Source organism: Bacillus sp. MT94, assembly GCF_058792475.1.
Genome location: NZ_JBXAEZ010000005.1, coordinates 178,367 through 200,891 on the forward strand (window position 1 = coordinate 178,367; position 22,525 = coordinate 200,891).

The 22,525-nt window shown below is 33.8% G+C and carries 21 protein-coding genes and 1 pseudogene; 4 read left to right on the forward strand and 18 right to left on the reverse strand.

The features are described from left to right. Positions 1-121 precede the first annotated feature (121 nt). The 11 genes from colA to AC1Q51_RS19130 all read right to left on the reverse strand — a co-directional run bounded on the left by colA (position 122) and on the right by AC1Q51_RS19130 (position 12,489). Entirely contained in the window at positions 122-2,758 is a 2,637-nt protein-coding gene (gene colA / locus AC1Q51_RS19080; protein WP_098839829.1) for a collagenase ColA, read from the reverse strand. A gap of 504 nt (positions 2,759-3,262) precedes the next feature. Next, positions 3,263-3,775 (reverse strand): hypothetical protein, encoded by a 513-nt coding sequence (locus tag AC1Q51_RS19085; protein WP_000719367.1) that lies wholly within the window; start codon positions 3,773-3,775, stop codon positions 3,263-3,265. Between the two features lie 112 nt (positions 3,776-3,887). After that, entirely contained in the window at positions 3,888-5,642 is a 1,755-nt protein-coding gene (locus AC1Q51_RS19090) for an adenine deaminase C-terminal domain-containing protein (RefSeq protein WP_098528927.1), read from the reverse strand. Between the two features lie 369 nt (positions 5,643-6,011). After that, the gene (locus tag AC1Q51_RS19095) at positions 6,012-7,178 is read right to left on the reverse strand and encodes a serine hydrolase domain-containing protein (protein ID WP_098528929.1); all 1,167 of its coding nucleotides are present in this window, start codon (positions 7,176-7,178) and stop codon (positions 6,012-6,014) included. 258 nt (positions 7,179-7,436) lie between these two features. After that, a complete protein-coding gene (locus AC1Q51_RS19100) occupies positions 7,437-7,943 on the reverse strand; it encodes a DUF3902 family protein (RefSeq protein ID WP_000843829.1) in 507 nt (168 codons plus the stop codon). 193 nt (positions 7,944-8,136) lie between these two features. After that, a complete protein-coding gene (locus tag AC1Q51_RS19105) occupies positions 8,137-8,871 on the reverse strand; it encodes a signal peptidase II (protein WP_141241026.1) in 735 nt (244 codons plus the stop codon). 15 nt (positions 8,872-8,886) lie between these two features. Beyond that, complete coding sequence (locus AC1Q51_RS19110) at positions 8,887-9,996, reverse strand: DUF58 domain-containing protein (protein ID WP_492331646.1); 1,110 nt, start codon at positions 9,994-9,996, stop codon at positions 8,887-8,889. Then, the gene (locus tag AC1Q51_RS19115; RefSeq protein WP_075720330.1) at positions 9,993-10,925 is read right to left on the reverse strand and encodes an AAA family ATPase; all 933 of its coding nucleotides are present in this window, start codon (positions 10,923-10,925) and stop codon (positions 9,993-9,995) included. The genes AC1Q51_RS19110 and AC1Q51_RS19115 overlap by 4 nt, the downstream gene beginning before the upstream one ends. Positions 10,926-11,071: 146 nt before the next feature. Continuing rightward, entirely contained in the window at positions 11,072-11,365 is a 294-nt protein-coding gene (locus tag AC1Q51_RS19120; protein WP_000583805.1) for a putative quinol monooxygenase, read from the reverse strand. A 38-nt stretch (positions 11,366-11,403) separates the two neighbouring features. Continuing rightward, a complete protein-coding gene (locus AC1Q51_RS19125) occupies positions 11,404-12,042 on the reverse strand; it encodes a nitroreductase family protein (protein ID WP_000185375.1) in 639 nt (212 codons plus the stop codon). 18 nt (positions 12,043-12,060) lie between these two features. Continuing rightward, on the reverse strand, positions 12,061-12,489 hold the full coding sequence (locus AC1Q51_RS19130; protein ID WP_000204170.1) for a MarR family winged helix-turn-helix transcriptional regulator: 429 nt from the start codon (positions 12,487-12,489) through the stop codon (positions 12,061-12,063). 265 nt (positions 12,490-12,754) lie between these two features. Between AC1Q51_RS19130 and AC1Q51_RS19135 the strand changes: the two genes are divergently transcribed. Further along, positions 12,755-14,698, forward strand: a complete 1,944-nt coding sequence (locus tag AC1Q51_RS19135) for a GTP-binding protein (RefSeq protein ID WP_492331647.1) — start codon at positions 12,755-12,757, stop codon at positions 14,696-14,698. Positions 14,699-14,745: 47 nt separating this feature from the next. Here the strand turns inward: AC1Q51_RS19135 and AC1Q51_RS19140 are convergent, their stop codons facing one another. Next, complete coding sequence (locus AC1Q51_RS19140) at positions 14,746-15,411, reverse strand: alpha/beta hydrolase (RefSeq protein ID WP_141541753.1); 666 nt, start codon at positions 15,409-15,411, stop codon at positions 14,746-14,748. Further along, complete coding sequence (locus AC1Q51_RS19145; protein ID WP_000366230.1) at positions 15,412-15,879, reverse strand: NUDIX hydrolase; 468 nt, start codon at positions 15,877-15,879, stop codon at positions 15,412-15,414. A 193-nt stretch (positions 15,880-16,072) separates the two neighbouring features. On the opposite strand from AC1Q51_RS19145, the gene AC1Q51_RS19150 reads away from it, so the two are divergent. After that, positions 16,073-16,864, forward strand: coding sequence for a DUF4240 domain-containing protein (locus tag AC1Q51_RS19150; RefSeq protein ID WP_075720336.1), 792 nt, complete (start codon positions 16,073-16,075; stop codon positions 16,862-16,864). Positions 16,865-16,923: 59 nt separating this feature from the next. On the opposite strand, the gene AC1Q51_RS19155 is transcribed toward AC1Q51_RS19150, so the two are convergent. Further along, a complete protein-coding gene (locus tag AC1Q51_RS19155) occupies positions 16,924-17,961 on the reverse strand; it encodes an SDR family oxidoreductase (protein ID WP_492331648.1) in 1,038 nt (345 codons plus the stop codon). Between the two features lie 226 nt (positions 17,962-18,187). On the opposite strand from AC1Q51_RS19155, the gene AC1Q51_RS19160 reads away from it, so the two are divergent. Continuing rightward, on the forward strand, positions 18,188-18,943 hold the full coding sequence (locus tag AC1Q51_RS19160; protein ID WP_097947200.1) for a CPBP family intramembrane glutamic endopeptidase: 756 nt from the start codon (positions 18,188-18,190) through the stop codon (positions 18,941-18,943). A gap of 218 nt (positions 18,944-19,161) precedes the next feature. Here AC1Q51_RS19160 and AC1Q51_RS19165 read toward each other — a convergent pair whose 3' ends face one another. The 4 genes from AC1Q51_RS19165 to AC1Q51_RS19180 are packed head-to-tail and all read right to left on the reverse strand — an operon-like array spanning position 19,162 to position 21,962. Continuing rightward, positions 19,162-20,103 carry a serine hydrolase domain-containing protein gene (locus tag AC1Q51_RS19165; protein WP_075717779.1) on the reverse strand — a complete coding sequence of 314 codons (942 nt, stop codon included), beginning with the start codon at positions 20,101-20,103 and terminating at the stop codon, positions 19,162-19,164. A 24-nt stretch (positions 20,104-20,127) separates the two neighbouring features. After that, the gene (locus AC1Q51_RS19170; RefSeq protein WP_075717777.1) at positions 20,128-21,018 is read right to left on the reverse strand and encodes an AraC family transcriptional regulator; all 891 of its coding nucleotides are present in this window, start codon (positions 21,016-21,018) and stop codon (positions 20,128-20,130) included. Between the two features lie 48 nt (positions 21,019-21,066). Next, positions 21,067-21,537, reverse strand: a complete 471-nt coding sequence (locus AC1Q51_RS19175; RefSeq protein WP_075717775.1) for a GNAT family N-acetyltransferase — start codon at positions 21,535-21,537, stop codon at positions 21,067-21,069. A 17-nt stretch (positions 21,538-21,554) separates the two neighbouring features. Then, the gene (locus tag AC1Q51_RS19180; protein WP_000610492.1) at positions 21,555-21,962 is read right to left on the reverse strand and encodes a DUF3980 domain-containing protein; all 408 of its coding nucleotides are present in this window, start codon (positions 21,960-21,962) and stop codon (positions 21,555-21,557) included. Positions 21,963-22,058: 96 nt separating this feature from the next. Between AC1Q51_RS19180 and AC1Q51_RS19185 the strand changes: the two are divergent. Continuing rightward, positions 22,059-22,525: pseudogene (locus tag AC1Q51_RS19185) on the forward strand (NUDIX hydrolase).

The window sequence follows — 22,525 nt, forward strand, 5'->3', positions numbered from 1 at the left end:
CAATATATCCCTGTTCTATAATTAGAACAGGGATATATTGATATAGTTTAATTTTTAACATTACATACTTTATTTTGCTAAAAAATGCAATAAGTTTCCTTTCAAAATAAATTATAGTAAACTATTTTACTTGTACCGTATAATTCCCTGTTCCACCACCATACTTATATACACTTAAGTAATATTTCCCTGGCTTTGCATTATAATTTCCAAGCAATTTGTTTCCATCACGTTTTGTTGCATAAGCTACATAATTATTTAGATCTGATTCAGAATATAATACCCAGTTCAGTCCAAGATTTTGTTCGTTCGTAACAGAAATTTGTAAATCTTTTTGATCCTTTACATCAATAACAAATTTATCCCCCTGATCTTGATCGCTCAAGGTTCCTCTTAACAAAATATTCAAAGATAGTGGGTTTGCTGTTTCAAATGAATTATTTGGTTCTTTTTCTACAGCCGTACCTTCTTCCGTATTCACTCCGCTAAACACAACATCATATTCATATTGCCCAGCATTATTTACACGGTAATTTACAAAATAAGCAGTCAATGTTTTATATCCAGTCCACTCTTTTCCTGAAAGACGTTTCAACATATCATTTGTTGCTTCATTCATCACTTTCCAGTCCTCAACTTCTCCTTTAGCCGCACTTCCTGTATATGTCCCCTGTAGTGTAAATGTATTAAAGAATTGTGATTTATTCTTTGTTACTTTCACATCTTTTAATTTCGCTTCATTTGTAATATCTGAAGTAATGTCCGAAAGCGATTTTGGATCATGCTGAGTTAAATACTCATCTGATACTTGTGGAATTGTATACTTATCGCGACTATCAATAAGCATTTGCATATAAGATTGATATTCTTCATTTAACTTATTATCTTTGCTTAATGTAGCACGGTATGCATCGTAACTTGAAACATCATTTGCGCGAATCAAATCATGCACTTTATCGAACATTTCAGGGCGCTTATTATACATATATGATTGCAGCGCAAACGAATAATTATAAAAATCCCACGTTCCATATTTCGCATTTAATGTTTGTGATGCTGTATAACGTTTTGCAGGATCATTAGATAACCCACCAATTATACTTTTTCGCGGTACTACACTATCTAATCGCGTTGCACCTGCAAAGAACTCTGCGTTTCCTTCTTCAAACCATGTTAAACGTTCATTTTGATACATTTCTCCTTGTCCCCATAATCCCTGAACTTCGTACCTTCCCTGTAAGTAGTGCGTAAATTCATGGCGGAATAATTCTTCCAAACTATAAATACTTTGCTCTGGTGTACGTTCATATGTAAAGAAAGTCCCTGTCCCTTCAATATAAATCCCACCATTATTCGTTTCATATCCGTACAGTTGACGATTAAATTGATACTCATCTGGGCTATTATAAATAACCATCGTTAACACATCATCAGCATGTCCACTTTCAAGTGGTTTATCGCTACCAACTGTACGATAAAATTGAGAACGTACTTCTTTTGCCGCCCAGTATAGACGTTTAATTTTCTCTTCGCTAACTTTATCCCCAGCTTTAAAGACAATTGCTCCATCATCAAACGTATACGTTTTCGGTAAATATTTCTTTTTACCCTCTTCTCGAATTTGATCTAAATTTACAGTTTTTCCGTTTGCATCTATTCCTCCATAATTTGTAGTAATTTGTTCTGCCGCAACAAAGTATTGCTCTCCTAAATATGGATAAATTCGCATTGCATCTGTAACAACTTGTTGTCCTTTTGTCGGCGTGCTATGAAGCTTGCCCAATCGTCCAGCATAGTAAATCCCATTATTAATTAACCATCCGTTTCTATTTGTTACTGTACCAAGTAGTGCAAAACGATTTACTTCATTAATAAAGTTATCAATATTTCGAAACCACATCGTATCTTTTGGCTCTTTTCCAGTCGTGTACATATCCGTCTGAATATCAAAGTCAATTCCCTTCATCAACTCATATATAGCGTCTCCTTTTGTTCGATCTTCAATGAAAGTTGCAAGATTATCATTATATTGTTTAAAAATTTCACCTGCATATAAAACCGTTTCAACATCTGCTGATGCATTTCCAATTAATTTTCCATATGATGCAATTACTTTATTTTGTTCTGATGTACCAAGTTTGAAATTTGGATTTTTTGCAATTGTTTTTAAAGCTGGTAAACATTTATCATGGTAGCTACGCTCATTTAGTTTGCTTAATTCATCATGGTAAAAACCTAAATAAAATGCTGCACGTAGAGCTTCTACTAATGTTTCAATCCCTTTTGAATCATCTTTCGTATAAGCTTGTCCTTGTTCTGCTAGTTTATTAATAATTGCTTGCATTCGACTATCATCTTGATAGAATTTAAGACTATCACTATTAAACTGAAATAATTCTGGAATTTGATACCATTTAATTGTCACAAGAAGATCAGTTAATTGTTTATTATTTAATTGATTTAACTCAGCCATTGAATACTTTTTTTCTTCAGCTAACGGTTTAATATTATCGTTTGGTGCTAGTGGACGCTGCGATAAATCCGCTAATTTTAACCGTTTTGTAAAAGATGCATTTTCTTGTACTTTTGAAGGGTGCGCCAATTCATCAACAGATTTCTGTATTCCTACCGGCTCCATTTGTAATACGTTCTTCACATTTTTCTCTTTTGTCTCTGCTTGAATTTGCAAACCATTACATGTTATTGTCACTAGTCCAACACCAAGAATCCACTTAGAAATTTTCGAATATTTAACCATACCATTGCCCCCTAATAATTTAAAAGAAAATTCAGAATTTTTAAACCAAAAACCTACTTATTTGTATGTATTTACAGTTCCGCTATAAATACAACTATGATTAATAATGCAATAGTAGCTTGTTTTATACTATTACGAGTACAGATTCCTTACATACAATCTCCCTTCCTTACATTTAATACAAGCAAAAACTGTGCCAATCATATTTCTTATGCATGGCCAATATTCTTTTATAAATACTGTAGAATAAAATATACATAGGTGGTTCGGCAATGTATAAATCATTTGACACAAAATCTAATGTTTATGAAGAACAAATTCATTGAATGTTATAAGTTCATTAGCCAGTACATAATTTCCAACTAAAAACATCCCCAATTTTTAAATCTCTCAAAAAAAGGTAAACAAACATATTCCATAAAGCTAATATGTTCGTTTACCTTTTTCTATTTCAAATCAACAGCAAAATATCGTTGAATAAAAACAGCATGAATAAGTATTTTGTTATTCATTTCTCTTTTTCATATAATCTTTTTCACATTGCAAAGGCTTGAATTTCACTTTTTTCCCTTTCTTCTTTTTCGTTTTTATAACGAGCCATTCCCCTTTTTCAACGTCTAGTTTTAGGCGTTTCATTACATTGATATTATCTTTTTCTTTATAAAGTAAAAATGCTTCTTGCGCCCTCACAAATAAGCTGGGCTGTTCGCTAAATCCACCACTATCATAAATTTTAGTTAGCGAATTATAATAAGAATCATTTTCCTTTCCACCATACATCAAATGGGCAGCCTCCAGATCTCTTTTACTTACTTCCCAAAAACTATGTTCATCAATATTTAAATTAAATGTGGATTTAATGTCCTGTATTATATTCTTCACATACTTTTCATCTCGAACTTTTCTTTCTTCGAGACAATCCGAAGATAACCTTGGTGCATCTGATTGGGAATGTACAACGTGTTGTATCGATACACACAGAATAAATATGCTTAAAATGTAAAATATTTTTTTCATATTTACATATCACCTCAAATGATTTAGATACTATATCATTTGAGGCTTACAATATTCTTATACTAATAATGTAAAAGGCCCTATAATTTAGACTATTATAGGGCCTTTCCTTTTAATATTGCTTTATTAAATTCACCGGCGAAGCCAGTACCTTACTACTTTTCACATCATATAATCCTATAGGTGTTACTCGTATAAAAGGCAAGTGCGTCGCAGAAAAGAATAAAATTGTAAATGCTGGATCATCATACGCGTAGCCACGCTCTTGTAGTAATTTCACCATCTGTTTCTCTTCCTGTATTAATTCACTCATTTTTAAATTAGACATAATCCCGAGCAATGGTAATGCTATTTCGTGTAACATTTCATTGTTTTCTGCTACGACCATTCCACCACCGAGCTCTTTTACTCTACGAAAAGCTGTAAGCATATCTTCTTTACTTTTTCCAATGAGAATCATATCACCTGTGCCGGAATAAGAACTAGCAAGACCACCTAATTCTTTCGCAAAACCTTTTACAACTGTATTTACTCGCCAAGTACCATCACGAGCAATCATCATGAGGAAGCATTCATCATGATCTGTGGATAATTCATCACAGTCTATATTGATTTCACTAGTATATGGTTTTGTAATAACGTTATTTAATAAGTGTATCCCCGTTTTATTAGAGAAAATCATATCCTCTTTTTCTATTGACCAATCTAATGATAATGGAGTTACTTTATATTTACTCCAGTCTATATGTAATGCTTCATGCGTATTTACACCGTCACGCTTCACCCATTTCCCCTTTGCAAGGACACTAATTGGTACTGGGTTTTCTTTACTTTCTAAAATATTGATATTAGCAATTCTACCTGTCGCAATCGAACCATGTACATGTTCCATATTATAATAGCGAGCAATATTATAACTTGCCATATGGTATGCATCTATTACTGGCACTCCTTGTTTTATCGCGGTAGAAATCATTACGTTTGTCATTCCATTTTCATAAAACGAAGGATGTGAGCCGTCTGTAGTAAGTATAAATCTATCAAACTGTTTCACGCCTAATTCCAACAATTCTTTTAATAAAACTTCTAAATCCGGTCTAATGGAAGAATTTCTAAGAGAAACGGTGTAACCTTGCATAAGACGAGTGAAAGCTTCCTGCCCTGTCATCGCTTCATGATCACAATCTGTACCTAACAGTTTTAACTTCGCTAAAGTCGTTTCAGATGCACCCGGAAAATGGCCTTCTACTTTCTTCTGCAATCGCTTCGTTTCCTGCACCCAAGTTAACATTTCATCATCACCATGTAATAATTTTGGCCATGCTGTTAACTCCCCACCCTGAAGAACAGCTTCTTGTTTCAGCCATTCTATTATTTCTTTACTATTAAACAAAGATTCCCCGTTTTGCAATTCAGTCTGTCCATCAAAACGGCACCACCAATACATAGTAGCTGGAATCTTTTTAAATTCCTCTACTAAACGAAATGATTCTTCACGTTTTAATGTGAAAAATAGAGTTAAATTATCATTAATAAAAGTCGTTGTCCCAAATTGCATCGCATGATTTGCTAGCGTCTCTGGGTTATACAACTGATATGGATGTGCATGCGGTTCTATGTAACTGGGAACGACATACTTTCCATCACAATCAATGACTTCACATTTATATAGTTGCTCTGGCAACTTTTCTCCTACATATATAATACGGTCATCATAAATCCAAATATTTGCTTGCATCCATTCACGTATATAGGAATTTAAGTATGTTGCATTCTTTAATAATTTGTGTGGACTTCGTGTACCGTCTATTATTTCAACATGTTCTCGTAATTGCTTGTTACTCCATCTAAACTGATTTTGTCCCAATGTATTTCACTCCAAATCAATTTACTTTTTTATTAAAACAAAATAATTAACAAACTAAAGTATTATCCATTCATAACTCCCTTGTATAGCCCCTATACTTCTCATTATATGGAATACTCTCAAAAATAACAATTTTCAAAACAAACAACACCTCTTTGTCCCACAACAAAAAGGATGTCATGCAACTGACATCTTTTTTAAACTAAACTATAAGATTGAATTGCACTTTGAAATACACTTGTATCATATTTATGTTCTACATATACTTAATACCATATTATGAATGTTAATACTGTCCTTATTTGTGAAATTTAAAAAGCATCTCTTTTATTTACAGCTATTGCAGAAACCTATTCGCTTTTTCTTCATCTATTTATTAAATTCAACTTGCATCATTTTATCAAACTGTGTAAGAATATCAACCGGACCTAAAGAATTAACATTGACAGCAAATGTATGCTTGCCTCCAATTACTCCACCAGCAAAAGTCATAAACCCAGGAATTGATCCTCCGTGCCCCCATACTGAGACACCATTTGGAAGTTTAGTCTCATAGATTCCAAGACCATATCCATCCCCAACCCCTTTTCCTTCTACAGGAACTGTAGTAAGCATTTCTTTTAGCTCGCGTTCCTTCAGTAACTTACCACCGAGTAAAGATGAAAAGAATTTGTTTAAATCATCCGCATTAGAAATCATATCTCCAGCTGCATTAGCTAAACTCGGATTATAATACGTAATGTCTTTCAACTCGCCTGTTTCTTCCATTTTCACATATCCACGAGCATGATTCTTTCCTGGGATGACGGGTGAATTTCCTGGTAAAAACGTATTTGGCAAGTCCAGAGGTTCAATAATTCGCTTTTCAATTTCTTCCGCATAACTATTACCAGTTATTTTTTCAATAAGCATTCCCAATATTACATATCCTGTGTTTGAATACAACCAGTCTTTGCCCGGCGAGAAATCTGGAGGCAGAGAAAGGCCTATTTTCACTATTTCTTCTGCTGTATACGTTTTTTTCGAATTCATTACGTCAGCGTCTTTTGACTTTAAATATTCAGCGATACCACTCGTATGATTCAAAAGTTGTCGTATCGTAATTTGATTTCCATCATACCCATTTCCTTGCACGAGACCCGGCAGCCACTTTTCAATTGGATCGTCAAGTTGTACGCGATTTTCTCCTACTAATTGAAGAACAGTCGTGGCGGTAAAAGTTTTCGTCACACTACCAATCCGAAAGCGAAAATCCGATTTCACCGGTTTCTTTGTAATTAAATCCGCCACGCCAGCAGTATAACTATTAACTTTCCCTTCATTAGACGTCTTAGCTAATACCCCTGGTGCCCCAATTTGTATTGTTTCCTGCATTACTTGTTTCCATCCATTCCGATTCTTTTGATTAGGTTCTTGTGACGAATTAGAAATATTTTGAGTAGACTCTGCTTTCACAGTAAAACCAGGTGTAAATAGAGTAGTACCCGCTAATAAAACTGCTAAACTTGCCAACTTAATTTGATTACGTGTTTTCATAAGGCTTTCTCTCCTCTATTAATATCGTATTGATTCAAGCTATACTTTCATCCTATACGATAAACCTCTCTTTTTTCTTATTCATTCCTTACAAAATACTTACGTTCAAATTTAAATAGGGTAAACTGAGGTAGAGTTATGCATGCAAATAAAAAGAGAACATGTTTTCACTTTTTATGTAAACATGTTCTCATAAACATTTAAAATTCTATATCAGCTTTTCATCCTATTCTTTACACAACTAATCTAAATTCCTTTTTACCAGCCTGCACTAGCATTCATACCATTTCCAATAATAGAAAGTAATAACGGCCATAATACTGGTCCTAATGTAAGAAATACATTTAGAAGTATGAGCATTCTATATCCAACGGTGAAATTGTGATTTTTACGATTAACAAATACTAAACTGATTAATGATATTATAGTCGTTAAAAATAATACTAACATTAGCAACCAATACCACACCATTAAACTAAGACTCCATGGTGTTAATAGCTCATGTATGATGCAAAATGAGATTCCTAATACTGCAAAACTAAAGCTAGTCACCGCTGTTTTTATAAGCCATTTATTTAATTTTTTATCGTATGTATTTTTACAGTATAAATCTATTAAAGTATATAAAGATAAATATGACATTAATACGCCTATCCAAGATAATAACCAATCACCGTCCCCTTGAAATAATAAGAACAGCAACCAACACATACCTACTGCTGAAAAAACAAAGGAAATAAGTATGCTTTTTAATACCGATTTCATTACATTTTCACACCCTTAAAAAATCAAAAATTAATTATAATTTATAAAAATTAAGTATAGGTTAACATATAATGAAGTATAAGTAAATAAAGTTAATTTACAGTTAATTTCATTTTCTTATTTGAAGGCAGTTTTATATTTGAAAATGATTCATGATAATCAAATTTCTATACTAAAAAGTAAAGGTGGATATTTACATATCCACCTTCCCATCTCCCTCTACCCACTTCATTATTTTTTCCACATCTAACTCCGTATACGTCTTTTCACCATAACGAACAGACTCATATAGCGAAGTAATATTTCTCGTTCTACTAATTCTTTTTAACCACTGTTGCATCGTTTCATAGGATCTTCTCTGTTCATGAAATGGTAATGTTCTTTCCCATTCAACTAACGTTTTTCTTATCGTATCTGTCGGTAACGGCTGTTCAAACTGATGCTTCACTTTCTTGTTCTTTTCAGTTCTATCCGTGTTTTCTTTTGTTATCGATTGTTTATCCTGTTGTATTTCTGATTTCGTTACCTTTTTCCTCATTAATTTATAAAAAACATATAGAATAACCACTGCAATAATTACATAAAAAACGACACTAATCCATGAATTTGAAAGAACAGAAAACACATCAGTCCATGAGTTTTTTCGTACAAAAAGTGGAATTTTCCTATCTATTTTTGTTCTTGTATCTACAACTCCTGTTTCTTCATCTATAATTCTTTCAGGTTCATCAAACTGTGAGTCTACACTAGTAAAATCATAATTTCTTTCTGATATTGTCTCCGTCTTACTAGAAAAAAGCCCTTTTACTATGTCTTGTACATGCACAACACCTTGTGAAAACGTTATCGCACTAACCGTAAAGAAAAGTAGTATTAATACTCTAACACTCCACAACTTTACTTCCATATGTCTCTCTTTATTAACCATGACATAAACCCCTTCTTATTCTTTAATTACAACCCATTTATTCGTTCTGGTGTATTTCCTTGGGGAAGTACCAAGAATTAAAGGAACTGCATCCAATTCTTTTCGACGAAAGCCTGCTGTGTAAAAATAAGTGGAAGATACAGGAGTATCTTGGTCCGATATTGAGGCAAGTACTTTTAATATATTTTGCAAATGTTTCCGATTATCCCCATTTTTTATATGTAGCAAGCCGTTATCTTTTACACTATTGATCCATACTTCAAACGAACAGTTTTGCATAAGAAGTTGTTTGCATATACCTGCTGTTAATTCAATTAGTTCCTCTGTATCATTTCGCAAAGAAATACCGCTTTTATTTTGCAAGTTGAGGTAAATCGCGTATTTATCTGATTGCGTTCGCTCGTACTTTTTCGCAGTTATCGTCCCTGTTTTCGCTGCTGCACTCCAGTGGATAGAACGAAAATCTTCATTTTCATAAGACTTTACTCCCATTACTTTCGTTTCATCATATAAGGGTGATGACATCGCTTTTCGAAATCCTCGTGACCATTCTTGTAATTCAGGAACTTGTATTTTCGGAACAGCTGGTAAGACTAAATAGGAGGGCGTATCAACTTGTTTATATGTGATATGGTTCGTTATAAATCCAAAGAGATCAGTAATAACAATTTCAACCTCTTCCCATTTCGCAATGCCTCTTTTTAATGCCACAGCTTGTAAATCAAATGAAACTGACTCTCTTCCTTTTAAATTAAAATTCATATAATAATTTGAACCTGTACTATTATTTTTATTTATTTCATCATGATTCCAAGTTATCTTATTTTCACATTTAAATCGGAATACAACATTAAAAATAGGGAAAATTGATTTGTTTGAAATTTTTATTTTGCACCTGTTCGTTTCACCGATAAAAACATTCGAATTTCCTTGATCGTATTCCCAGTTAACACGAGATACTTTACGTATATAAACATGCATAGCACCTATTAAAATTACATATAAAAATACGAGAGATAATATGAGTAGATTACTTGAAAATACACTTAAAATAACGGCTACAACTGACATAACTCCTATTACGAAAGGCTCCGCTAAAGGTGTATACACAAGTTGTTGATTCATCGTACATTCTCCACCGGCACATTAATCGTATGAAGAATTTCTTTCATGATTTGTTCTTTTGTTGTTTTCATCTCCCCTTCAATTGTCAACGTTAAACGATGAGCGCATATAGATGCAGCAAGTATCTTTATATCATCTGGCGTACAGTAATCTCTTTCATTTAATATAGCCCGTGCTTGAATCGCTCTCATAAATGCCAACGTCCCCCGCGGACTTACACCAATTTCAATTAGCTCATGCTTACGCGTTTCCTCAATAATTTCAAGAAGATAATCTTGCACATCATTTCCTACTAACACTTCTCTTGCACGTTTTTGCATCATAATAATTTCTTCACTTGAAATAATAGAGTGTAATGTTTCTAACGGATCATTCGTTTGAAACCGATTCATCATTTCCTTTTCAGCTTCTCTCGTAGGATAACCCTGGCGAATCGTAAGTAAAAATCGGTCTAATTGAGCATCAGGTAAAGGAAATGTACCAGCAGATTCAAGAGGATTTTGCGTTGCAATTACTAAAAAAGGTTCTGGTAATGAATGCGTCTGTTTCGCAATTGTAACAGTACGCTCTTCCATAACTTCGAGTAACGAAGATTGTGTTCTCGGTACAGCCCGATTAATTTCATCCACTAATACTATATTTGCAAAAATAGGACCTAACCTCGTTTTAAAATCCGATTCCTTCACATTAAAATATTCAAGACCAATAACATCTCCGGGCAAAGTATCCGCTGTAAATTGTATTCTTTGAAATTTTGCGTCCACGCTTTTAGCCAAACTTTTCGCTAGTGTTGTTTTTCCTGTCCCCGGTACATCTTCTAATAAAATATGTCCTTTTGCTATTAGAGCAATGGCTGCAAGTTCTATGGATTCATCTTTTCCTATAATAACTTTCGAAATATTATTAGTGATTTTCTTTAAAATGTTCATATATTTATCCCCCGTCTTCACTTATTCAGAAAATTAAGAATTATTATTTTCCAAATTATAACACATACTGATAAAAGTAAATATATTCCTGTAAAAATAAAAAAGATGACCTCAGCCACACGCTAAAGTCATCTTTTTCTACCTTCTTATTTTACTAACTCTCCATTATAAGCTTTTATATTAAGCGGAGCAGTTAAAAATTGTGCTGCTTTACTAACGAAAGATGTGAAGTGTTCACTCGTATTATGGCTCGCAACTGCTGCTTCATCTTTCCATACTTCTACCATCGTATAAACACTTTCTTTTTCTGTATCTTTATATAAGTCATAAGATACATTTCCACTTTCTTCTCTTGAACCGTGAATGAGTGGCTGAATTTCTTCTAAAAATGCTTGTTGTTTTGCTGGATCTACTTGAAATATTGCGTGAATAATAATCATGGTGTTTCCCCTTTCATATTCCACTTATTTCTTTAAAATTACTTCCACTCTGCAACTTTTTCAATTGGAAGACGTACTGATTGGTAACCACTGTCAGCAGCTTTTCCGATTGAAATTAACATAACTGGTACGTGACGGTCTTTATCTAGTCCGAAAGCTTCTGCGATTTGATCTTTCTCAAAACCACCAATTGGACAAGTGTCATAGCCGTGAGCACGAGCTGCTAACATAAATTGCATTGCTACAAGACCACCGTCAATTAGTACTGTGTCTTTCATTACTTCTGGTGTAACCATTGAGAAATAAGCTGAAAGTTTTTTCATTTGATCTTCTTTTACTTCAGCTGGCATAAGTCCGCGCTCTACTGCTGTACCATAAATTTCTTCTGCGTTATCAAAGTTGTTTAAGTCACCGAATACAGCGATCATTGCTGAAGATGTTTCTACTTGAGATTGATTGAATTTCGCCAGTGGTGCAAGTGTTGCTTTTGCTTCGTCACTTTCAATCACAAGGAATCTCCATGGTTGCATGTTTACTGATGATGGTGCAAGTGTTGCTTCTGTAAGAATTTCTGTCATTTCTTCTTTGCTAATTTTCACTGAAGGGTCGTACTTACGAATTGAACGACGTCCTGTTAAAATTTCGTTAAAATCATTTGTTTTTACTGAGTTAGTCATAGTTGTATTCTCCCTTTTTTATAATTCTTTTATATTTTCTTGAATGTGATTTAATATATTTAAAAGATTATCGCGTTCTTCCTCACTTAATCCTTTAAATGCAGATGCTGCAAAACGTTCTTTTTCTTCTTGAAACGCCTGAATTTTATTTCGCCCCTCTTCAGTAAGAGAAACTAACGTAATTCTGTTATCATCTGGATTTTTACGTCTTACAATCATTTCATTGGCCTCAAGCTGCTTTAAATGCCTTGTTATCGCAGCATTATCAATATTCACTTCTTGCTGAAGTGCTTTTTGACTAATTTCACCTACTTCATATAACTGAAGTATAAGCTCTAATCGAGACTGGCTCATACCCGTACACCCTTCAAATTTCGAACTTACTTCTTTATTTAGAAAGTGTAATTTATATAAAATAATCGCTTCTTTTGAGCATGAACTTGTCAAATTACCCCTCCTTTACAATCAAAATGAAAACATTTGATGTATCAATAGTTGATATGTCAATTAATATAATCTATATCGATTTAGAATGCAAGCATTTTGTTTTCATTTTATTTTTTCCAAATTAAGGCGCTTTGTAGCGTTACAAATAATGTTAATTGCACTATAATAATACTAATTTAAAGAACTGGAGAGTGATTGATAATGCGGCAATACACAAATAGAAATGAGGAAATGAAAATGGAAGATGAAATGAGGATATTGATATATGACAACAATAAATATAGGGATTGTCGCGCACGTAGACGCTGGCAAGACGAGTTTGACTGAGCGTATTCTTTATGAAACGAATGTGATTAAAGAAATTGGCCGAGTAGATAGTGGTAATACACAAACTGACTCAATGGAATTAGAAAGACAACGCGGAATTACCATTAAAGCATCTGTCGTTTCTTTCTTTATTGATGATGTAAAAGTAAATGTCATTGATACACCTGGACACGCTGATTTTATCGCTGAAGTGGAGCGATCATTCCGCGTTCTAGACGGTGCGATTTTAGTTATCTCTGCCGTTGAAGGTGTGCAAGCACAAACAAAAATTTTAATGCGAACATTACAGAAACTAAACATACCGACAATTTTATTCGTTAATAAAATTGATCGTAGTGGAGCAAACACTGAAAAAGTTATGAAACAAATAAAAGAGGTTCTTTCAAATGAAGCATTCCCCTTCTACTCTGTTCTAAACGAAGGAACGAAAGAAGCCCGAATCATTGAATATAAATCATATGACGATTGTATGGAACTGTTAGCACCATTTAATGAATCATTACTTGAGTCATATGTAAATAACGAAATAATACCGGACGCACTATTAAGAGAAAAACTAGAACAGCAAATACAGCAAGCAAGTGTGTATTCAATCTTTTTCGGTTCAGCAATGACAGGTATAGGAGTAACAGAACTACTTGAAAAACTTCCGGCCCTAATGCCAGCTCTTACATCGGCACAAGAGGAACCATTATCCGGTGTTGTTTTTAAAATTGAACGTGAACCTTCTGGAGAAAAGGTTGCTTATATAAGAGTTTTTTCAGGTAGCTTACATGTTAGAAAATATGTTGATATACAGCGCGATGAGTCTCTACCACATAAAGAAAAGATTAAAAAAATGTGTATGTTTCATAGCGGAAATGCTGTTCAATCTACTATCGTTCCTAGCGGAGAATTTTGCAAAGTGTGGGGACTGAATGATATAAAAATTGGTGATATTATTGGTGAACGTACGGATTATATAAAAGATATTCACTTTGCCGAACCACAAATGGAAGCTTCCATTGATGCAGTATCAAAAGAAAGAATTCATGATTTATACGCTGCACTTATGGAGCTATGTGAAGAAGATCCACTTATTAAAGTGTGGAAAGATGATGTTCATAATGAACTATACATTCGCCTTTTCGGTGAGGTACAAAAAGAAGTAATTGAAACAACACTTTATGAGAAATATAATTTGCAAGTTACTTTTTCAAATACGCGAGTTGTATGTATCGAGAAACCAATTGGCTTAGGCAATTCTGTTGAAGTAATGGGTGAAAAAGAGAATCCATTTTACGCAACAGTCGGATTCAAAGTTGAACGTGGTGAACTTAACTCTGGCGTAACATATCACTTAGGGGTTGAACTCGGATCACTACCTTTAGCATTCCATAAAGCGATTGAAGATACGGTATTTCAAACGTTAAAACAAGGATTATATGGATGGGAAGTTACAGATATTATCGTCACGTTAACACATACTGGTTATGCTAGTCCTGTTACAACAGCAAGTGACTTTAGAAATTTGACACCGATCGTATTAATGGATGCTTTAAAGCAAGCTGAAACATATGTATATGAACCAGTAAATGAGTTTGAATTAACTGTACCGGAGCACGCAATTAGTACTGCAATGTATAAACTCGCTGCCGTTCCAGCAACTTTTGCAGAGCCTATATTCAATTACAATTCTTATCAGTTAACAGGATCATTACCTGTTGCGAAAACAGAGAGTTTCAAACGAATACTACATTCATTTACAGAAGGAGAAGGCATTTTTACAACAAAGCCATCTGGTTACAAAGAACTGAAGGCTCCCTTCCCTACTCGAAAACGTGTTGATTATAATCCGCTGAATCGTAAGGATTATTTACTTCATGTTTTGAGGGCTTATTAAGTAAAAAAGAGGTGCAAATTGCACCTCTTTTTGCATGTATTGATAGGTTAGTTTGTCCTAACAACTTCTTTAAGCTTTCCTATTATTTTCGCTATAGCCTCAATTGAATTTTCCGTTTCATATCCCCCAACATTTACAGAATGATTTGCATTTTTGACAACTTCAATCTGTAAATTCGTTTTATATAACTGATCAATTTGATCTGCATTGTATTGGTGATCTTTATCCCCAATAACTAAAAACCCTTCGTGTCGACTATGTAAGATAGAATCAAAAATTGTATCAAACGTCAGTAAAGGTGTAAGTAGTATCATTTTTGACTGCGCGAATTCTTCTCTCTTCATTAAATCATTTGCAATCGGAATTGTTCCGAGTGACTTCCCTAAAAACATAGTCTCGTTGTATTGCTCATCTTTTAATACTTCATTTATCACCGGATTAATATCATCCATCATTACTTTCGTTACTTCTTCCATTGGTTTATTCATTAATTGTCCATCATAAGAATAATGAATATGTACAACATCTATTTTATGTTCAAGCATTAACATCGTTGCGTAATAAAATAACGGCTTATCATAATTGTATCCTGAACCTGAAAACATAAAGCAAACCGTACTAGAACCTTTTTCGATATGTGTGTAACGAATTAGTTTGTCATTTATATGTACCTCTTTTTTAGTTCCCTTCACCATTTTCCCCTCCGAATACATTTACTTTTGTAATACGATATGTTCTGTGTGAACTGATACATCCTTTACTTTCTCTTTTATAAATGCAGGCTGTAAGTTATATGTATGCAGTTCTTCTACTGGCACCCATCTAAACAAATACGTTCTACCCTCTTCTTCCAAAATATATTGATCCGCTCCACTCGCAGGTAACTCATGTAGCTCTACTTCATAATAAAAACTAATTTCATGAAACTTTCGCTCAGAAAGTGTAAAGAAATTTTCTACTGACCATATTAACCTTTTCCTTTTAATAGGAACACCTATCTCTTCCGCAAGCTCTCGTTTTAATGCATCTTCACTATTCTCTAGCATTTTTACTCTACCGCCGGGTACATACCAAAAATCTTCACCGTCACCTTGCAGAATGAGTATTTTATTATCATGTTTACAAATTGCTCCAACGCGGTAATTAAAACATGTTTCCTCAACTTTAAACGTAAGATCCATCCGTAATGCCCCCTCATATAAATATCGAATTATTACAAAAATATTATGTAATTACTGTACAAATAAGGTTACTAAATTTATTCACTTCATTCAATGATTTTTGAATTTTCTAAACTATTATTTTTCATCATTACAAGTGTATATACATATGTTACAATCATATTGCACACTAGAAAACATTATGGGGGTACGGATGGAAACGTTATTAATCCAGCAAACTGAGAAATCAAATAAGTTTTGGAAAATCGTTGTGAAAGAAAAAGACTATGTTGTGTTTTACGGAAAAATTGGCACAGCTGGCAGTGTGAAAGCTAAAGAGTTTGAAACAGAAGAAGAATGTATGAAAGAAGCTAATAAACTAGTTGCTTCCAAACGTAAAAAAGGATATACAGACCCGTTGCCTGGGGAAGATTACATAAAAGAAAAAACGATAACCGAAGAAGAATTTTGGGAACTACTTCATCGTGCAAAAACGAAAGGTGAGGACCAAGAAGAACAAATAGAATGGCTTACTTCTCACCTTGCTAAACGTACAGTACATGAAATTGTAGCTTTTGATACGCATATGCATCGCCTTTTGAAAGACTCCTATACCTCCCGTTTATGGACAGCAGCCTATATTATTATGGGTGGCTGTTCAGATGATACTTTCGATTACTTCCGCGGATGGTTATTATATCAAGGAAAAGAGACATACGAAGCTTGTATTGAAGATCCAGAACGATTAATTCCTGTATTAGAAAACTTGAGTGAGTATGACGTCCCAGAGATTGAAGAACTTACTCTATATTTCGGGCAAGAAGTTTACATGGAGAAGACTGGGGATGAAGATGATACTTACTTTACACTATACCATGTCTTAACAAATGAAGAGTTTGAGGAAGTTGATATCGAGTTAGATTGGGATGAAGACGATGAGGAAGGTTTAAAAAAGATGTTTCCTACACTATGGGAGATGTACGGGGAAGAACCGATTGAGTGGTAGATTCATATTAGGACTCTGTTTATTGGTTAAACAGAGTCCTTTTTTCACAAGATTCTTATTTAAACTCTCTTTATTCCATACCACTTATCCAATAACATCTTTTCTCTTTCCCTTGAAATCCCTGCTTTTAATTCCCATTCGTCCACACTCTTCATCCACTCATACACATCTGTAACTGTATGTTCTAACCTTCTAAAAGTAAGTCCTTCTTTAACAGCACTTTCAATACTAATTGAAAATCCACCTTTCCACGGCTTCGTTTCACCTTCTAATGAAAAAGTTTCTGGAAGCCATAAAGGCATCTCTGTCCAAGGCTGCACTTTATGTTCATTCATAAACGATTCCTCTATCCAAACGAATTCAGCATCACTATTCGTAACTTTTTTACACGTATTTAATAGCTCTTCCATCGTCAAATCATAATTCGGACCTGTTACATTGAATGTACCTGCATTTTTGTTTTCTGCCATGTTTAGTCCCCAGTTTGCGACGTCTTTTATATCAACTATCTGTACTGGATGGTCTTTTCTTCCTGGAACTAACACTTTACTTCCTTTTGCTACACGCCCGATCCAGTATGGAAGTCGATCTGTATAATCGAACATTCCTGAAAGAAGTCCTGCTCTTACGTGTAAAACACGCCCCGGCCAATACTTCTCTGCTTCTTTTTCGCATAATACTTTCAGCGCACCATAATGCTCATAAGGAGATATTTCACCATTTTCTACAGCCTTTATTTGCTCTTCCGTCGGTTCAGGTTGTAATATATAGTCTTCTTTTATGTCATGCGGAATCCAATCTTTATATACGGAAAGGCTTGAGATGAATATATAATGTTTTATATTATCTTTTAAGACATCTCCAATATTCCGAATGTGATGCGGAGAAAACCCACACGTATCTACGAAAACATCCCATTTTCGATTTTCTAAACTTGATACATCACCATTTCTGTCACCGATTAAATGTTCCACTTCTGGAAAAATTTCATTGTTTGTTCCACGATTGAATATTGTAACTTCATGCCCTCTTTTCAACGCCTCTTCTACGAAAGCTCTTCCTAAAAATCGTGTACCGCCTAGTATTAGAATTTTCATGGTTCTCCCCCATTCGTGATAAAAAATCTATTCTTTTGTTTAACGATTTTTTGTTGTGAAAAGTTACGGGGATAATTAAATTTTTTCTACAAGTTCAATATATGCAATTTTGACACTTTTTCTATCTTAAAAACAATAATATGGAAATATTCATTCTGTCGATTTCCATTTCATATATAATTAAAATATCGGATATTCGATTAACCACTTATACATACTTAGGCAGGTGAAAAATATTAATAAACACATAGTTTATCATTCAACATTATGTATTTATTTTCTTACATCACTTGTATATGTCATCTTGCTGAACATAGAAAATGGTCGTAATTATTTGGGGTTTACGATGGTTGTTCCGTTTTTAGCTGTTATTTTATATCAAAAATTATATAAGAAGCAAAAAATAGTTCACACATTTGGAATTACACGTCCAAAAATAAAAACACTAATCTTCTCCATATTATTCCCACTACTTCTAGGACTATGTCTCCATTTTTATTTTTATATTTATGATATTAAGTTCTTATATAATCATTGGAATGAATTAGGATTTCTCTTACTCGTTGGTCTTACAGTTGGATTTTTATCTGCATTATTAGAAGAGATTATATGGCGCGGAAATTTTCATTACTATTTACGAAAAAAATATTCATTCATGCAAACAGCTATTATTACAGCTTCGTTTTGGTCTTTATGGCATTTACCAGTAGCAATCTTTTATAAAAATTATGAGTTTTGGTTTGTAGGAATATTAAGTTATCTCGCTTTATTATTTATATTATCTATAATTTTGACATACGTGAGAGAATACGGTGGTTCTGTAATATCACCCGCAATTTTACATGGTATGTTTAATGTATTTTATTTAACAGATGTAGTGCAAAACAAGTGGGATGCCAGCCTAATAGAATTAATTAAATTTATCTTACTAGCAATTGTGCTCGGCATAATGTATCTTATACATCACAAAGTTAAAGAATAATTAAAACTAAAGAAAAAAGGTGTTTCCACTTTTAGTTGAAAGTACCTTTAATTGCTCATAAAGTACTTCAACACCTTGCAATTATTCAATAATCGTATAGGTGTTGAAGTTTTATAATCTTAGTTGAACAATTTTGTTCTCACAACACTTATTTATATTATGGAAAACAAAACAAGTATAACTAGACCTTTTATTCTTATTTTCATAATATAAACATATTAATCTTTTAAATAAGGAAGTATACACTCTTTAATTAACTTCCATCTATCCCCTGCATTCGGTATACTTTCAGACGCAATCGCCACCACCAATTCCCTCTCCGTAATACAGCAAATCATATTCCCACCATCACCCATTGCACAATACGAATAGACACCCTCTTCTTCTCGTAACCACCATAAGTAACCATATTGATTTGAATTCATCGCTATTGATTCTTTTATCCATGATTTTGATAGTATTTGTTTTCCATTATGAATACCTTCATTCAAATACAGCTGTCCAAACTTAGCCATATCTCTAACCGTTAACGTTAGTCCCCAGCCACCCGTCGAAATACCGTTTGGATCGTGAACCCATCCCTTTACAGCTTTTCCGAATAAGTCATCAAATCCAAATGCTTTCATATTGTAGTTTGGAATTTCGCTCATGCCGAGTGGTTGAAATAAGTATTCATTCGCAAACTCACGGGCACTTTTTCCTGTTACACTCGTAATAATCGCTGATAGTACATGTGCTCCTGCAGATGAATATTTAAAAGATCCAATTTCTCCGCCTTGTCCTATCCTATTTAACGTATACTGTACCCAATCTCGTTGCATACATAGTTCTTCTAACGGCTCCTGCCAGTCTACGAAAGGATGTGGAGCTGTCATTGTCAACAGATGTCGTACTGTTATTTCAGATGAATTAACGTTATATTCCGAGAAAAATTCTATTACTTTTTGATCAACGCTTTTTATATAGCCCTTATCTATACATATCCCAATTAGGGCAGAGATTACCGTTTTTGTAACTGACGCTATATGAAATGCATCATTTGGACCATGACCGTTATAATAGTTTTCAAAAATATAATCCCCTTTTTGCACTACTAACATCCCATTCATATTTTCATATTCTTCTTTTATAATCAGATTTAACTTTTCAGCATTTTTCATCATTCATTCCCCTTTAACCTATAATTAAAAAGGTTCGATAGGTACATATATATCAACTATATGTTTCTTTTCCGGGTGCCGTCTTGGATCATTTTTATACATTTCAAAAGGATACGAATCTCTCGGTTTATATCCGCTATTTTGCAGCCACTCACCGTATATAAAGTCCCATGCCCCTTTATATTCATCTTGGAATATTTCAAAATGTCCTACTGCATACTTTCCAGAAGGTATTATCATTATTCCTATGTCGTTCGTTTCTACTGCGGACGCATCCGGAATTGTTATACATAAACTTGTTCTTAAATGATAGTCCTCAGTAAATTCATGATGATCGTGGTAAATGGTTAATACTTTCGTATCATCAAATACATGATAGTTTTGTTTAGCTGCGTAATGAAATACTTTCTCTATCATTTTCGGAAAAGCTATCGTTAACTCTCCATATGTACCGATATGTCTTATGTATGCAACATTTATATCATCCGCTGTTACAATTTCAACATTTCCTCGAACCTGCTTACATTCATTGTATTGAGGAATTCCCCTTACGTCTTTGCAATTCTTGCTATTGTCATTTCGATATTGAGACGGACTTACACCGTAATAATTTTTAAATGTTCGGGAGAAAACTGCTGAATCTGTGAAACCAAAATGGTAAGCGATATCCGTAATCGTCATATCCAATCGATATGTAAGAAGATTTGTTGCCCTTTCTAACTTCAATCGATTTACATATCGTGATAACGGCTCGTCTACTATTCCTTTAAAAATTCTATGAAAATGAAACTTCGAAAATCCTGCTATATCCGCTAGCTTTTCAATGGATAGTGAACTGTCTATGTTTGATTCTATATAATCTTGAACCTTATGTATGCGTCTTAAATACTCATTTCTACTTTGTTTACTCTCCATATTTCTAGCTCCTCACAACAAAAAGGCTAACTTTGTGCTAGCCTACTTTTACACATTTTTCAAAAATAATACTCTACTACCACCATTCCCATCATAATTTGTATGTACCGATACACCCTCTATTTCATCATCCCCAGCCTCAATTCGAAAGCCAATCTCCCTATGAAACTGTATTGATTTTTTATTTACTGGTGACGTGATTGCTTTTACAACTTTACGGTTATTTGCACGAGCGATATCAAAGAAATAAGAATACAATGTCGATGCAATTCCTCTTCTTCTATACTTCGGATTCACACCGATAAAATGAACGTATGCTTCATCTTTATATGTTTGTGAAAAAAAACCGCATAAGAAACCTAACGTTTCTCCCTCTTCTTCAATAATAAAACTCGTTTCTTGAAAGTGAATGAAGAACAATTTTGGCAACATGGTAGCCATGTCTCTCCCGCCCCACCAATCATTTAAAACAGAATGAATCTTTACATAATCTTCCCCTTGGATGTTTCTTACTCGCATATGTTTCTCCCTCTCACTCACTTCATTTTTTCATAAATTTTAATGACTGTTTCTACTAATAGGATAAATACCCATATCCCGCAAAATACGAGAACTGACTGAAATATAGAACCTAGCATAACAATACTTATTAAACCTAATTCTGATCCTGAAATGGACATTTCATCAAACCCCAGATTATGTATAAATGGACCAGTTGAAAAAGCCATTAAAATAGATCCTATTAAATAAATCACACTCATTATTTTTAATATTTTTATAGAAAGATACGAAGTTTGTTTTTCTTCCACTTGTGATAATTCGATTTCTCCACTCGCAATTCCTTTTTGCAAACAGTCCTCACATAGAAATTCTTCCTTAATTTTTTTACCACCGTGCAATGTACCTGTAATTTCTTTACAGCGCGAACACTTTCGATTTATCATTTTGTTATCACTCCAATCTCGTAAGATTATACTTATACAATTCTATTTTTACCTTATTATTCCTTTTATGTATTTTATAGAGAGGTGACGTGTTTTATGATATCTAAACTTATTTTTGGTTATAAAAAGCCTACTGAGCATATGTATTACGGCCTAGTTGTTATGCAATTATTTTTAACTCAACTTCTTCAAACATTGCTATTATCCAAAAAGGAGACCGTTATTTTTTACCTGGTGGCGGTATGGAAGGTACCGAAACAAAAGATGAATGCTTACATCGTGAACTACTAGAGGAATTAGGATGGGTAATTGAAATTAATCAATATATCGGTAATGCAATGCGATATTTTTATGCGGAAAAAGAAGATACTTATTATTTAAACGATGGGTTCTTTTATATTGCGCACATGGTGCAGACACAAACTGAAAACTGTGAGGAAGATCATGTTTTGCGGTGGATGTCTCCTTTACTTGCTGTAGAGCTTCTCATTCATGATCATCAAAAATGGGCTGTTGAACAAGCGCTTTTATTACAAAAACCAAAAGGATCTCCTTCTATATGA

Bases quoted from the DNA above. Each gene is read 5' to 3' on its own strand.
- colA (WP_098839829.1), bottom strand. From the start codon at position 2,758: ATGGTTAAATATTCGAAAATTTCTAAGTGGATTCTTGGTGTTGGACTA.
- AC1Q51_RS19085 (WP_000719367.1), bottom strand. From the start codon at position 3,775: ATGAAAAAAATATTTTACATTTTAAGCATATTTATTCTGTGTGTATCG.
- AC1Q51_RS19095 (WP_098528929.1), bottom strand. From the start codon at position 7,178: ATGAAAACACGTAATCAAATTAAGTTGGCAAGTTTAGCAGTTTTATTA.
- AC1Q51_RS19100 (WP_000843829.1), bottom strand. From the start codon at position 7,943: ATGAAATCGGTATTAAAAAGCATACTTATTTCCTTTGTTTTTTCAGCA.
- AC1Q51_RS19105 (WP_141241026.1), bottom strand. From the start codon at position 8,871: ATGGTTAATAAAGAGAGACATATGGAAGTAAAGTTGTGGAGTGTTAGA.
- AC1Q51_RS19110 (WP_492331646.1), bottom strand. From the start codon at position 9,996: ATGAATCAACAACTTGTGTATACACCTTTAGCGGAGCCTTTCGTAATA.
- AC1Q51_RS19115 (WP_075720330.1), bottom strand. From the start codon at position 10,925: ATGAACATTTTAAAGAAAATCACTAATAATATTTCGAAAGTTATTATA.
- AC1Q51_RS19120 (WP_000583805.1), bottom strand. From the start codon at position 11,365: ATGATTATTATTCACGCAATATTTCAAGTAGATCCAGCAAAACAACAA.
- AC1Q51_RS19125 (WP_000185375.1), bottom strand. From the start codon at position 12,042: ATGACTAACTCAGTAAAAACAAATGATTTTAACGAAATTTTAACAGGA.
- AC1Q51_RS19135 (WP_492331647.1), top strand. From the start codon at position 12,755: ATGACAACAATAAATATAGGGATTGTCGCGCACGTAGACGCTGGCAAG.
- AC1Q51_RS19140 (WP_141541753.1), bottom strand. From the start codon at position 15,411: ATGTATTCGGAGGGGAAAATGGTGAAGGGAACTAAAAAAGAGGTACAT.
- AC1Q51_RS19145 (WP_000366230.1), bottom strand. From the start codon at position 15,879: ATGGATCTTACGTTTAAAGTTGAGGAAACATGTTTTAATTACCGCGTT.
- AC1Q51_RS19150 (WP_075720336.1), top strand. From the start codon at position 16,073: ATGGAAACGTTATTAATCCAGCAAACTGAGAAATCAAATAAGTTTTGG.
- AC1Q51_RS19155 (WP_492331648.1), bottom strand. From the start codon at position 17,961: ATGAAAATTCTAATACTAGGCGGTACACGATTTTTAGGAAGAGCTTTC.
- AC1Q51_RS19165 (WP_075717779.1), bottom strand. From the start codon at position 20,103: ATGAAAAATGCTGAAAAGTTAAATCTGATTATAAAAGAAGAATATGAA.
- AC1Q51_RS19170 (WP_075717777.1), bottom strand. From the start codon at position 21,018: ATGGAGAGTAAACAAAGTAGAAATGAGTATTTAAGACGCATACATAAG.
- AC1Q51_RS19175 (WP_075717775.1), bottom strand. From the start codon at position 21,537: ATGCGAGTAAGAAACATCCAAGGGGAAGATTATGTAAAGATTCATTCT.
- AC1Q51_RS19180 (WP_000610492.1), bottom strand. From the start codon at position 21,962: ATGATAAATCGAAAGTGTTCGCGCTGTAAAGAAATTACAGGTACATTG.